Raw genomic sequence first — 12,422 nt, 5'->3', positions numbered from 1 at the left:
CTCGTCGCCGCGGCGGGCGAGGCGATACGCCCGCGCGCCGTCGACCACGGTCGCCGCGACGTCGACGGGTAGTCGCGCCACGGCGACGGCGGTCGCGATCCCAGGGTGCCACGTCGGAGCGAAGTGACCGCCGTCGTCGGCCGTGTCCCCGAAGAGCCGACGGGCGAGCGCGCTGGCCGCCGTGCCGTCGGCGAGGGCGTGGGAGATCTGCAGCACGGCGATGCGCAGCGGTCCGCTCCCCCCGACCGGATCCTCGACGCCGCCGAAAACGTGCACCCGCCAGGCCCGTTCCGTCGGATCGAGCTGGTCGCCGATCAGCTCGCCCACCGATGCGAGTAGCCCGGACCAGGAGCGGTCGACGAGCCCGCGGCGGACGACCCGGTCCCCCCGCGTCGGTGAGGCGGTCCAGTACGGGTAGTCGAGATGACCGGGAACCTCGCGCGCCACCACGCCGAGCCGCGGGATGGCTGCGGCAGCATCGCCGATCTGGGCGACCGCCCGCTCGTCGTCGCCGGTGTCGTCGAACGCGAACAGGAGGAACTGGTCGCTGCGGGCCCGCGGCGCCGCCCACAGCATCCGCGCGTCGACCGGGTGCAACCGCGTCACGGGAGTCGTTTCTCGAAGAACAGCTCCGCGTACGGGTTGTCGTTGTAGCGGTCCACCCGCCGATACCCGGCCCGCTCGTACATGGCGATCGCCTCGCCGAGGGTCGAGCTGGTGTCGAGCCGCGCGACCCGGTGTCCCAGGCGCGCGCTGCGCGCCTCGAGTTCGCGCAGCATCCGGGAGCCGAGCCCGGCTCCGCGCCAATCCTCGTGCACCCACATCCGCTTGATCTCGCCGATTCCGTCGTCAATGGTCCGCACGGCGCCGCACGCGATCGGCTCGCCGTGATCGGTGGCGAGGACGAAGCAGCCGTTCGGCGGTCGGAAGTCGTCGCCGTCGTCGGGTGCCCCGCCGTCGAAACCCGCGGGAAAGCGGCGCTCCAACTCGGCGAAGTAGGCGGTGACCGCAACGGCGACCGCGCTGCTGCCGGGATCGTGGTCGGCGAAGACGACCGACGACGCGTCCGGGCGACGCCGGTCGGCCGGGGTGGGACTCGAGGGGGTCACCCGCCGACTCTAACCCGGTACGATCGACTCATGATTCGACGCTGGTCAGCCGCCATGGTCTGTGTTCTCGCCGCCCTCACCGGAGCGGTGGTCGCCTCCGGTCCCGCCTCGGCGGCCCCCTGCTCAGACATCCACGTCGTGTGGGCCCGCGGCACCGCCGAACCCGGCGCGCCGGTCGGCTACACCGGACAGGCCTTCGTCCAGGCACTGCGCGCGCAGACGCCCGGCAAGTCGCTGCGGGCGACCGGCGTACGTTATGCGGCCGGCGACAACTTTCGCGACCGCGCCCGCTTCGCCGCGTCGGTGAACGACGGCGTGAAGGAGGCGCAACGCGAGGTGAAGGCGATCGCCGCGCGCTGCCCGCGCACGCGCATCGTGCTCGGCGGATACTCCCAGGGCGCGGTCGTCGCCGGGTACGCGCTCGTCGACAAGCTGCGGATCCCGGCGAAGTACCAGTCCTATGCGCATCTGGCCGCACCGCCGCTGCCCGCGACCATCAACCGCCATCTCGCGGCGGCCATCTTCTTCGGCGCCCCGTCGGCCCGTTTCATCCGCGATGTCGGCGCCCCGCCGATCACCATCGGCGCTCGGTTCCGCGCCAAGACGGCCAGCTACTGCGCGCCGGGCGACAGCATCTGCGACGGCGCGCCCGTCGGTGGGCCGAGCATCCAGCACGGCCTGTACCCGGTCAACGGCATGACCGGCATGGCGGCGGCCTTCGTCGTCCGCCGCCTCTGATCAGGACTTGTTCGCCAGTGCGGTCAGCGCACGATCGGCGTGCACCGACATGTCGAACTCGGAGGCGATGACGTCGGCGACGGTGCCGTCGGCACGGATCGCGAACGTGGTCCGCTTGGTCGGCATCCCGACCTTGGCCAGCAGGCCGCGGCGCACCCCGTACTCCTCGGCGACGGTGCCGTCCACGTCTGCCAGCAGCGGGTAGTCGAGGTTGTGCTCGCCGGTCCAACGCTGCTGCTTCTCGACGGCGTCGCGGCTGATGCCGACGCGCTGCACCCCGGCGGCGGCGAACTCGGCGGCCAGGTCGCGGAAGTGACAGGCCTCCTTGGTGCATCCGGGGGTGAACGCGGCCGGGTAGAAGAACAGGGCCACCGGACCGTCGGCGAGCAGTTCACTCAACCGGCGGGTGGTGCCGTTCTGGTCGGGCAGGGCGAAGTCGGGGGCTTTGTCACCGGGTTTCATGACGTCCAGTCTGCTACAGGTCGCGCTTGAGTCCCACATGGTTGGCGCTGTAGCCGTGCCGCCCGTAGAAGGCCCGTGCCCGTTCGCGCACCTCGTCTGTGGTGACCTGCGCCAAGGTCGCACCGTGGGAGCGGCCGTGCTCGTGCGCCCAGTCGAGCATCGCCCCACCCAGGCCGCGGGACCGCTCCGACCGCGCCACCCGCAAACCTTCGATCTGCAGCCGGGTGGCCCCACCGCGCGACAGGCCCGGCAACACCGTCAGCTGCATCGTCCCGACGATGCGGTCGTCGGGGTCGCGCACCACCGCCAGGTAGTGCGAACGGTCCCGCGCGACGACGTCGTAGGCGGCCTCATAGGGCGCGAACTCCTCGACCTCGCGCGCGGCACCGACCTTGTCGTCGAGCAGCAGGGCGGCGATCGCCGGCACGTCGGCGCGGGTGGCGCGCTCGATTCGATACGCGGGTCCGTCGGCGACCGGTCGCAGGACGCCGCCGACCGACGAGCGGGCACCGGCCTGCAGTCGGGCTACCAGGTTGTCCAGCCACCCGCCGACGTTCTCCCGCGCCTGCGGGGTGTCGGGATAGCGGCAGCGCAGGTGCAGCCCCGATCCGTCGAGGATGAACCAGAGCATCACCCCGTCGGTGCGGATCGCGGCGCCGACGTACTGCGCGTCCAGGCCCGCGGTGTCGACGCGCACCGGCAACCGGCGCAGGTCGAGCCAGGAGATCGCGAACATGCCGGGCGCCTCGGGCATGCCACCCCACGGTGCGAGCACGTCGTCAAGCGGCCAGGACCCGAGCCACACCGCCTCGCGGACCGCGGCGGCCGCGGCTTTGGGCTCGGCGACGTCGGACTCGAGGACCGAGTTGGTGATGAACCACCCGACCGAGTCGTGCCAGGTCTCGTCGTAGCGGCTGTGCACCGGGAACACCGCGCGCAGCGGGGCGTCCGCCAATTCGTGGGTGACCGCGGTCATTGCCGAGACGGCGAGCGCGAGCGTCGACACGCCGTCCTCGCGGGCCTGCGCCGAGAACGCCGCGCTGTCGTCGACGTCGAAGACGTCGCGCACCTCGACGCGCTCGGCCTGCGGCTCGGCGGGACCCAACGACAGCGGGAAGCACGGCATGACGCCGCCGCTGTCGGCGATGATCTCGCGCCAGCGGCGCTTCACGTCGTCGGGGGCCGGGGGCCGCTTCCGGAGCGCGCGGGTGTGCTCGACGAAGGCCGGCACCCGCTCGAGCGAGGCCCCCTCGCCGAGCGCGGCGAGGAAGTCGCGCAGGATCACCAGCATCGACCACATGTCGACGTGCGAGTGATCGGCCGCGATCACGATCGTCGGGCCAGCCGCGGTCTCGAGCACACACATGCGGTGCGCGGGCCGCGCGTATGAGGTGCACGTGCGGTCGAGCACCTCCTGCAGCGCCTCGTTGATCGCCTGTCCCGGCGCGACCGGGTGCTCCACCCACTCCCCCGGACCGATCTGCACCTCCGACAGCTGCGGCTGCCCGTCGGCGCCCGGGGTGAAGACCGTGCGCAGCGTGCCGTGGCGCGCGATGACCGACAGCCAGGCGTCGGCGAGCGCGGTGCGGCTGACCGGTTCGGTGAGGCGGAAGGACAGGGCCATCCAGGATCCCGGCCGCTCTCCCTCGCCGACATGACGCCGCTGGTCGAAGGAAACCGGCAGCGGCGCACCGGGTTCGGAGACTGTGACGTCGTAGCCCATCAACCGCCCGAACGGGAGGCGCAGGTGGGCGACGTTGGTGAGCCGCATGGCGGTACCTTAGCGCCCTTCGTACGATGGCTGCCTGACGAGAGGAACCCCCGTGACGGTCTTCGAGGTCCCCGGCGCCGCGCTCTCCACCGAGCTCAGCGACGAGGGCGGGCACCCGGTCGTGCAGTTGCACGGCCTGACGTCGAGTCGCGCGCGCGACCGCGTCCTGGACCTCGACCTGGGCCGCGGCTTGTCGGGCACGCGGTTGCTGCGCTACGACGCGCGCGGCCACGGTCGGTCGACCGGTCGCGCGGTCCCCGAGGACTACGTGTGGACCAACCTCGCCGACGACCTGCTGCGCCTGCTCGACCACCGCTTCCCCGGCGAGCGGGTCTACGGCGTCGGCACCTCGATGGGATCAGGCACGTTGATGCACGCCGCGGTCCGCGAACCCGATCGGTTCGCCGGGCTCACGATCCTGCTGCCGCCAACTGCGTGGGGCACGCGGGTGGCGCAGGCCGAGCAGTACCGGCTGACCGCCGACCTCATCGAGGCGGAGGGCGAGGGCGCCTTCCTCGCCGCCAACCGCGACGCCCCCCGGCCGCCCGCCGCGGTCGGCCATCCGGAGACGCTGCCCGAGGTCGCCGAGGCCAATCTGCCGGCGGTGTTCCGCGGCGCGGCGGCCAGTGACCTCCCCGATCCGTCGAAGCTGACCACCATCACCGCGCCGACGCGGATCCTCGCCTGGGCGGACGACCCGTCGCATCCGCTGTCCACCGCCGAAGCACTGGCCACGCTATTCCCCCGCGCCTCCCTCGTCGTCGCGCGCGATGCCGACGAGGTGGGGCGCTGGCCGGGGATGCTGCACCAGGACGTGGGGCGCATCGCGCAGACCTGACATTTTCTGCGCGATAGACAGCCCCGGATGGGATATTCCCGTCGGATGCCTCGTCAGCGGCAGAAGATGTCAGATGGGAGAGATGGAGCGCCGCTTGTTCGGCATGCGCGGCGCCCGGCGCGGTCGGACCCGACCCAACGCCTCGACCAGCAGCTCCCGCGTCGCCGACGGCAGGACGACGTCATCGATGCCGAACCCGTCGGCCGCCAGGAGTGGGTCGACGTTGGCCTGGAACAGGGTGATCAGATCCTGACGATGCTTGGCCGGGTCGTCGGCCGCCTCGTACTGGGACCGGAAGGCGAGGTCGACCGCGGACTCGATCGGGATCGCGCAGATCTCGGCGGTCGGCCACGCGAGCGACAGGTCGGCCTCGATGCTTCGTCCGCCGCCCATCACGATGTATGCGGCGCCGTAGGCCTTGCGGGTGACGATGACGAAGCGCGGGACGGTCGCGTTGCCGAGCTCGTAGCCCAGGCGCGCGCTGCGCCGGACCAGCCCGCTCTCCTCGGCGCCCGCCCCGACGAGAAAGCCGGGCAGGTCGATGAGGATCAGCAACGGCAACCCGAAGGTGTCACAGACGGCGATGAAATGCGCGGCCTTCTCACAGGCGGCAGCGTCGAGCGCGCCCGCGTGATACTTCGGCTGGTTGGCCACGACACCCATCGGACGACCACCGACGCGGACGAAGGTCGTGACGATGTTCGGCGCGTGGGTGCGCTTGATCTCGAAGATCGTGTCACGGTCGGCGATGCCCTCGATGACGTCGAGCACGTCGTAGGCGGTCCGCGTCGACGCCGGCACCAGGTCGTCGAGCCGCTGTGCGGTATCGCCGGGCTCGAACGGACCTTTGGCAAAGATCGGCGCGGCTTCGGCGTGCGACGGCAAGAAGGAAAGGTAGGCGCGGATCGAGTCGAGGACCTCGGTTTCGCTGTCGCCGACGAAGTCCACGACGCCGCGTGCGGCCTGGATGTCGGCGCCGCCGATCTCGTCGTTGGTGAGGTCCTCGCCGGTCGCGGCCTTCACCAGTGGCGCCGACGACATCCCGATCGTGCCCGTGCCGCGCACGATGGCGACGAAGTCGCAGCAGGCGGCCAGGTTCGCCGGCGCCCCGAATCCGGGGCCCATCATCGCCGACACGAGCGGGACGTGGCCGGACAGGTCGGTGAGGCGCAGCATCAGCCGAGAGCCCGGTGCGGCCAGTCTCGAGTCGAGGGCCTCCTGCATGCGATGGCCCCCGCCGTCGTGGAGCATGACGAACGGCAGTCCGTCGTTCATGGCGCGCTCGGCGCATCGGTCGAGCTTGGCCATGCCGGTGGCGCCGTTGCTGCCGCCGAGGACGGTGAAGTCGAAGGCCGCGATGACCACCGGCCGACCGTCGACGTAGCCGATGCCGGTGACCACGCCGTCGCCGGGCGCGACGAGCGGCGCCGCGCCCTGCTGCGCCGGTCCCGGTCCGGCGAGCGCACCGAATTCGTAGAAGCCGCCCGACGCCAACGCCGCGATCCGCTCGCGCGCGGTCATCTTGCCGCGCCCGTGCTGCTTGGCGACCTTCTCGGCGCGCGCCTGGTCGGTCAGCGCGTCGTAGGCCGCCGTCACTCGCGCCGCGGCGTCCCCGGAATCCTGCTCGGTCATGGTCGCGAGGCTATCGGATCGGTGCGGACTATCTTCGAGTAGATGGTCGCCCTCGCCGCCGGTCGCCGGCACTCGGTCGCGCTGCGGCGCGATGGCACGGTGCTGGCCGTCGGGGACGGTCGCGCGGGCGAGTGCGCGGTCGAGGACTGGACCGGGGTTACCGCGGTGGCCGCGGGAAACGTCCACACCGCGCCCAACACCGGGCGTTCGCACACGGTCGGGCTGTGTGCCGACCGAACCGTGGTCGCGACCGGGTGGAACGGCGACGGCCAATGCGAGGTCTCGTCGTTGCGCGACGTCGTCGCCGTGTCGGCGGGTTGGCGTCGGACGGCCGCGGTGCATGCCGACGGAACCGTCACGGCGCTCGGTCGCGGCGCCGAGGGCCAGTGCGCCGTCGACGGGTGGACCGAAATCGTGGCCACTGCGTGCGGGGATTGGCACACCGTTGGGCTCCGCGCGGACGGCACGGTGGTGGCCGTCGGAACCGACCGTCGCCGTCAATGCGCCGTGGCGTCCTGGCGGGACATCGTGTCGGTGGCGGCCGTCTATCTGCACACACTCGGGTGTCGTCGGGACGGCACCGTCATCGTCGCCGGCGAGGTATCCGGCCGAGTCGACGAGTGGTCCGGCATCACCGCGGTGGCCGCCGGCAGCTACCACTCGGTCGGGCTGCGCTCGGACGGCACGGTCCTCGCCGTCGGCGACAACAGGTTCGGGCAGTGCGACGTCGGGTCATGGCGCGACATCGTCGAGGTCGCCGCGGGTTCGACGCACACCCTCGGCCTCCGACGCGACGGGACGGTCGTGGCCGCGGGGAATGACGCCGACGGCCAGTGCTCCCTCGCCGGCGCGAACCTAAGCCGCGTAGTGACGCAGAACGCCGACCGCGGACGCCCCGTAGCCGCCGCCGAACAGGATCGCGTGCACGAGTAGCGGCGGCAGTTGGTACCAGCGGATGCGGTCGCGCCACCCGTCCGCGAGCGGATACTCCTCGTCGTAGGCGGCAAAGCACTCTGGTCCGAAGCCGCCGAACAGCATCATCATCGCGAGGTCGATCTCGCGGTGCGCCCAATGGGCGGCCGGGTCGATGAGCCAGTTGCGGCCGCCGACGCCGACCATCCGATTTCCGGCCCACAGGTCGCCGTGCACCAGCGCGGGCGGTTCGGCGGGCCCGCAGAGGTCGGCCGCGCGGGGCGCGAGACGGTCGATCAACTCGCGTGCCTCGGGCGCCACGACGCCCTGCTCGATACCGCGGTCGATCAGCGGGATCACACGGCGCCCGACGAAGACCCTGGGCCAGTCAGCGGTGGGCGTGAGGTCGACCTCCGCGGATCCGAGGTACCCGGCGAGGGCGTCGTCGAGCGAGCCGAAGTGGTCGCCGGTCGTGCGGTGCAGCCGCGCCAGCCCGCGGCCCAGGTCCGCCTCGGTGACCGCCGTCGGCGATCCGCCCTCGATCCATTCGAGGACCAGGCCGGACGGGCTCTCCCGCAGCACCTCCGGAACGCCGAGGTCGCCACGGTGGGCACGCAGGGCGCGCAGCCCCGCGGCCTCGCGCTCGAAGAGGTCGGGCGTGGCATCGGGCCGCCACTTGAGGAACAGCGGACCATCGGGGGTGTCGAGCCGGTAGGCCCGTGCGATGTCCCCGCCGGATACCGGCGTCGCGTCGCGCACCCCCAAACCGTCGACCAGTTCGGCGGGAAGGTCTGGGACGGTCATCGCCCCGTCACCCGGCGACCCCGATCCAAGGCGCTGATCAACACGATCCCAGGGTAGAAGGCTTGGTAGCGTCCCACGGGTGAGTACTGCCGCACCGCCCACGGAGACTGACGGCGACGTCACGTACGTTCGCACCGACCCGGCGCAACCGCCGGTCGCGATCATCGACCGCAGCCCGATCACGACGAAGCACAAGCTGGTGTTCGGGGCCATCGCTCTGGTGGGGGCAATCGCGTGGGCGATCATCGCGACGAGTCGCGGCGAGACCGTGAACGCCGTCTGGTTCGTCCTCGCAGCCGTCTGCACCTACGTCGTCGGCTATCGGTTCTACGCGCGGCTGATCGAGCTGAAGGTCATCCGGCCGCGCGACGAGGACGCGACGCCCGCCGAGGTGCTCGACAACGGCACCGACTACATGCCGACCGATCGTTGCGTGTTGTTCGGCCACCACTTCGCCGCCATCGCCGGCGCCGGGCCGTTGGTCGGACCCGTGCTCGCCGCCCAGATGGGCTACCTCCCGGGCACCATCTGGATCATCGTCGGCGCGGTGGTCGCCGGCTGCGTCCAGGACTACCTGGTGCTGTGGATCGCGACCCGGCGGCGCGGTCGATCCCTCGGCCAGATGATCCGCGACGAACTCGGCCCGATCGCCGGCACCGCCGCGATCCTGGGGATCGTCGCGATCATGACCATCCTCATCGCGGTCCTCGCGTTGGTCGTCGTGCAGGCACTCGGCCACAGCCCGTGGGGAGTGTTCTCCATCGCCGCGACCATCCCCATTGCGCTGTTCATGGGTGTCTACCTGCGCTTCCTGCGCCCGGGCCGGGTGTCGGAGGTATCGCTGATCGGCTGTGTCCTGCTGCTGGCCGCGGTGATCGGCGGGCGGTACGTCGGCGAGAGCGGCTGGGGGCGGTCGCTGTTCACGCTGACCCCGACCCAGCTCAGCTGGGCGATCATCGTCTACGGCTTCGCGGCGTCGATCCTGCCGGTGTGGCTGTTGCTGGCCCCGCGCGACTATCTGTCGACGTTCATGAAGGTCGGCACCATCGCGCTGCTGGCCGTCGGCATCGTGATCGCCCGACCGGCGATGCAGGCGCCGGCGATCTCCGACTTCGCCACCCGCGGCGACGGACCCGTGTTTGCCGGGTCGCTGTTCCCGTTCCTGTTCATCACCATCGCGTGCGGCGCACTGTCCGGCTTCCACTCCCTCGTCAGCTCCGGCACCACGCCCAAGCTCCTCGAGAAGGAAGGCCAGATGCGGCTGATCGGGTACGGCGGCATGCTCACCGAGTCTTTCGTCGCGATCATGGCCCTGATCACCGCCTCGATCATCAACCAGCACTTCTATTTCGCGATGAACGCGCCCGTCGCGCAGACCGGTGGCGCCGCCGATCCGGCAGCGGCCTACGTCAACTCACTCGGACTGTCCGGCGCCCCGATCACCGGCGACCAATTGGCGCAGGCCGCCAAGGACGTCGGCGAGGAGTCCATCGTCTCGCGCACCGGTGGCGCACCGACCCTGGCGTTCGGCATGTCCGAGGTGCTGCACACCGTGTTCGGCGGCGCGGCGATGAAGTCCTTCTGGTACCACTTCGCGATCATGTTCGAGGCGCTGTTCATCATGACGACCGTCGACGCCGGGACCCGCGTCGCGCGCTTCCTCGTCTCCGACGCGCTGAGCAACCTCGGCGGGCCGCTGCGGCGGCTCAAGGATCCGAGCTGGCGCGTCGGCGCGTGGACGGCCTCGCTGCTCGTCGTCGCCGGGTGGGGCTCGATCCTCCTGATGGGCGTCACCGATCCGCTCGGCGGGATCAACACCCTCTTCCCGCTCTTCGGCATCGCCAACCAGCTGCTGGCCGCGATGGCGCTGACCCTGGCCCTGGTCGTCGTGGTGAAGAAGGGGTATCTGAAGTGGGCGTGGATCCCCGGTATCCCGCTCGTCTGGGACGTGGTCATCACGATGACCGCGTCGTGGCAGAAGATCTTCAGCGCCGACCCGGCCGTCGGCTACTGGAAGCAGCACAGCCTGTTCCAGGCCGCCGCCGACGCCGGTCTGTCGAGCTTCAAGTCGGCCAAGACGCCGGAGGCGATCGACGCGGTGGTCCGCAACACCGCGATCCAGGGCACGCTCTCGATCGTGTTCGCCGTGCTGGTGCTGATCGTCGTGGTGGTGGGCGCGTGGCAGGTCTACCGGGCCATCAACGGCGGCGGCCGTCCGCTGACCGAGGAGGACCCGGTGCCCAGTCATCTCTTCGCGCCCAGCGGCTTGATCGCCACCCCCGCCGAACGGAAGGTCCAGGAGCAGTGGGACGCCTTGTCGCCGCGCTGACGTCGGTGCGCTGGTACGTGTCGTCGCTGATGGGCGACAACCACTACGAGCGGTACCTGGCGCATCGTCGCGCCAAGCACCCCGGCCAGCCGGTCATGTCTGAGCGCGAATACTGGCGGGCCAAGCACGACGCCGCCGACGCGCAGGCGCGTTGCTGCTGACGAAGGGGACGACGGATGTCGGAGATCAACCTGACCAGGACCTACCGCTACCCGGCGCACGCGCTGTGGGAGCAGTTGACGGTCCCCGAGCTGTTCAGCGCCTGGTGCCTGCCCACCACCGACCTGGTCCTCGAGAAAGGGCGCGACTTCACGCAGCGGACCGAGCCGAACCGCTTCTGGGACGGTGTCTTCGAGTGCACGGTGGAGGATTTCGCCGTCGACGAGTATCTGCGCTATCGGTCGCGCAACGCGGGGATGGGCCTCGACAGCGTCATCGAGTGGACGATCCGCCCCGCCGGCGACGACTCCACCGCACTGCAGCTGCGGCACAGCGGATTCGCCGGGCTCAAGGGCACCTTTCACCGGATGATCCTGACGACCGGCTGGAAGCAGATGTTGGACAAGCAGCTGCCGCAATCGTTGGCCTCCGCCGGTTCGCGCTAAGTCAACGGTGCTTTGAGGCCGATGCGATAGCCGTCCGGGTCGAGCACGATGGCGAAACGCATCCGGAACGGCATGTCGGCGGGCGGCTTGACGACGGTGGCGCCTGCCGCGCGCACCTCGTCGACGATCCGATCCACCTCCCTCGGCGAGGCGACCTCCAAGTCCATCTGCGGACCACCGGGCACCGGCTGCGGAGCGTTCTCGTCCCACCACGCGGCGAACCGCGTGGAATGCAGCACGAACGTGATCCCGGTGTCGACGGAGACCCACGCCTCGGCCGGCCCGTCCCCGTCGCGGTGGCGCGGGAGGAATTCGACGCCGAGCCGCTGGTAGAACTCCCGGCTGCGCTCGAGATCGGAGACGATCAGGTTGACCTGCACGACGGCGACCATGGGTTCACGGTAGCGCGGTGATCGGTGACCAGACAGTGGTCACAGATCACCGCACTGACGTCGCAGACCACGCCGACCGCGCGCGCCGCGTACTCGTCGAGCGGGGACGGTTCCACCACATCCGACGACCGACCGTCGACCGGCGCAGTATCGTCGGCACGACCGCACAGACCGAAAGCCCCCGATGAACGACAAGCCGATCGAGACGGACCCGCGCAAGGTGCGCTCGCGCAAGCGCCTGCTCGACGCGGCGACCTCGCTGCTGTCCAGCGGAGGGGTCGAGGCGGTCACCGTCGACGCCGTGACCAAGGCGTCTCGCGTCGCGCGGACGACGCTCTACCGCCACTTCAACAGCTCCACCGAGCTGGTCGCCGCGGCCCTGGAGCGGATGCTGCCCGACATGACCTTCCCCGAGGTGACCGGCGACGTGTCCGCCGATCTGGTGGCCGCGCTCGAATGGGTGGCCCAGCAGATCGAAGACGCTCCGATCCGGTTGGGCACCATCGGCTGGATGGCGATGAGCATCGACGAACGCGACCCCGAGGGCGCGTCGGCCATCGTCGACCTCCGCGACCGGATCATGGCGCAGTACCGAATCCCCTTCGACGCGGTGTTCGGCAGCGAGGCCGGGCGACGCGAACTCGGCGAGGTCGATCGCGATATCGCCTTCGCCCAGCTGGCCGGCCCGGTGCTCCTGGCCAGGCTGACCGGGCGTGATGCGCCCACCATCGACGCCGCCGGGCGTCGACGAATCGTCGACGACTTCCGCGCCGCTCACCGGCCCGCGCGGTCTTCGTCGAAACCCGCCTGACAGAAACGCTACTGCTGGT

At 70.8% G+C, this 12,422-nt stretch carries 14 protein-coding genes; 7 read left to right on the top strand and 7 right to left on the bottom strand.

Annotated elements, in window-relative coordinates; translation table 11 throughout:
- Both QM634_RS10545 and QM634_RS10540 read right to left on the bottom strand, forming a co-directional pair.
- The coding region (locus tag QM634_RS10545) for a wax ester/triacylglycerol synthase domain-containing protein (RefSeq protein ID WP_415042740.1) at window positions 1–606 on the bottom strand (606 nt) is incomplete at its 3' end.
- Window positions 603–1,109 carry a GNAT family N-acetyltransferase gene (locus QM634_RS10540; protein ID WP_415042739.1) on the bottom strand — a complete coding sequence of 169 codons (507 nt, stop codon included), beginning with the start codon at window positions 1,107–1,109 and terminating at the stop codon, window positions 603–605. The genes QM634_RS10540 and QM634_RS10545, both read right to left, overlap by 4 nt.
- Window positions 1,110–1,139: 30 nt before the next feature.
- Here QM634_RS10540 and QM634_RS10535 point away from each other — a divergent pair, with 30 nt between their 5' ends.
- Window positions 1,140–1,847 (top strand): cutinase family protein, encoded by a 708-nt coding sequence (locus tag QM634_RS10535; RefSeq protein WP_415042738.1) that lies wholly within the window; start codon window positions 1,140–1,142, stop codon window positions 1,845–1,847.
- Here the strand turns inward: QM634_RS10535 and QM634_RS10530 are convergent, their stop codons facing one another.
- Both QM634_RS10530 and QM634_RS10525 read right to left on the bottom strand, forming a co-directional pair.
- Entirely contained in the window at window positions 1,848–2,309 is a 462-nt protein-coding gene (locus QM634_RS10530) for a peroxiredoxin (protein ID WP_415042737.1), read from the bottom strand.
- A gap of 13 nt (window positions 2,310–2,322) precedes the next feature.
- Window positions 2,323–4,080, bottom strand: coding sequence for a GNAT family N-acetyltransferase (locus QM634_RS10525; RefSeq protein WP_415042736.1), 1,758 nt, complete (start codon window positions 4,078–4,080; stop codon window positions 2,323–2,325).
- Window positions 4,081–4,132: 52 nt separating this feature from the next.
- Here QM634_RS10525 and QM634_RS10520 point away from each other — a divergent pair, with 52 nt between their 5' ends.
- On the top strand, window positions 4,133–4,918 hold the full coding sequence (locus tag QM634_RS10520) for an alpha/beta fold hydrolase (RefSeq protein ID WP_415042735.1): 786 nt from the start codon (window positions 4,133–4,135) through the stop codon (window positions 4,916–4,918).
- A gap of 69 nt (window positions 4,919–4,987) precedes the next feature.
- On the opposite strand, the gene QM634_RS10515 is transcribed toward QM634_RS10520, so the two are convergent.
- A complete protein-coding gene (locus QM634_RS10515) occupies window positions 4,988–6,550 on the bottom strand; it encodes an acyl-CoA carboxylase subunit beta (RefSeq protein WP_415042734.1) in 1,563 nt (520 codons plus the stop codon).
- A gap of 42 nt (window positions 6,551–6,592) precedes the next feature.
- Here QM634_RS10515 and QM634_RS10510 point away from each other — a divergent pair, with 42 nt between their 5' ends.
- Window positions 6,593–7,483 carry an RCC1 domain-containing protein gene (locus tag QM634_RS10510; protein WP_415042733.1) on the top strand — a complete coding sequence of 297 codons (891 nt, stop codon included), beginning with the start codon at window positions 6,593–6,595 and terminating at the stop codon, window positions 7,481–7,483.
- Here QM634_RS10510 and QM634_RS10505 read toward each other — a convergent pair.
- Window positions 7,406–8,266 (bottom strand): fructosamine kinase family protein, encoded by an 861-nt coding sequence (locus QM634_RS10505; RefSeq protein WP_415042732.1) that lies wholly within the window; start codon window positions 8,264–8,266, stop codon window positions 7,406–7,408. The two genes, QM634_RS10510 and QM634_RS10505, sit on opposite strands and share 78 nt — an antisense overlap.
- A gap of 79 nt (window positions 8,267–8,345) precedes the next feature.
- Between QM634_RS10505 and QM634_RS10500 the strand changes: the two genes are divergently transcribed.
- The 3 genes from QM634_RS10500 to QM634_RS10490 are packed head-to-tail and all read left to right on the top strand — an operon-like array spanning window position 8,346 to window position 11,200.
- On the top strand, window positions 8,346–10,595 hold the full coding sequence (locus QM634_RS10500) for a carbon starvation CstA family protein (protein WP_415042731.1): 2,250 nt from the start codon (window positions 8,346–8,348) through the stop codon (window positions 10,593–10,595).
- Window positions 10,571–10,756 (top strand): YbdD/YjiX family protein, encoded by a 186-nt coding sequence (locus QM634_RS10495; RefSeq protein ID WP_415042730.1) that lies wholly within the window; start codon window positions 10,571–10,573, stop codon window positions 10,754–10,756. Before QM634_RS10500 ends, QM634_RS10495 begins: the two co-directional genes overlap by 25 nt.
- Window positions 10,757–10,771: 15 nt before the next feature.
- On the top strand, window positions 10,772–11,200 hold the full coding sequence (locus QM634_RS10490; protein WP_415042729.1) for an SRPBCC family protein: 429 nt from the start codon (window positions 10,772–10,774) through the stop codon (window positions 11,198–11,200).
- Here QM634_RS10490 and QM634_RS10485 read toward each other — a convergent pair.
- Window positions 11,197–11,592: a VOC family protein gene (locus tag QM634_RS10485; RefSeq protein ID WP_415042728.1), complete on the bottom strand. Its 396-nt coding sequence runs from the start codon at window positions 11,590–11,592 to the stop codon at window positions 11,197–11,199. The two genes, QM634_RS10490 and QM634_RS10485, sit on opposite strands and share 4 nt — an antisense overlap.
- Window positions 11,593–11,776: 184 nt before the next feature.
- Between QM634_RS10485 and QM634_RS10480 the strand changes: the two genes are divergently transcribed.
- Window positions 11,777–12,403, top strand: a complete 627-nt coding sequence (locus QM634_RS10480) for a TetR/AcrR family transcriptional regulator (RefSeq protein WP_415042727.1) — start codon at window positions 11,777–11,779, stop codon at window positions 12,401–12,403.
- Window positions 12,404–12,422 lie beyond the last annotated feature (19 nt).

It is taken from the genome of Gordonia sp. (in: high G+C Gram-positive bacteria) (assembly GCF_047606305.1).
GTDB lineage: Bacteria > Actinomycetota > Actinomycetes > Mycobacteriales > Mycobacteriaceae > Gordonia.
The sequence above is the reverse complement of the archived record's forward strand: the minus strand, read 5'-3'. Positions and strand labels throughout refer to the sequence as shown.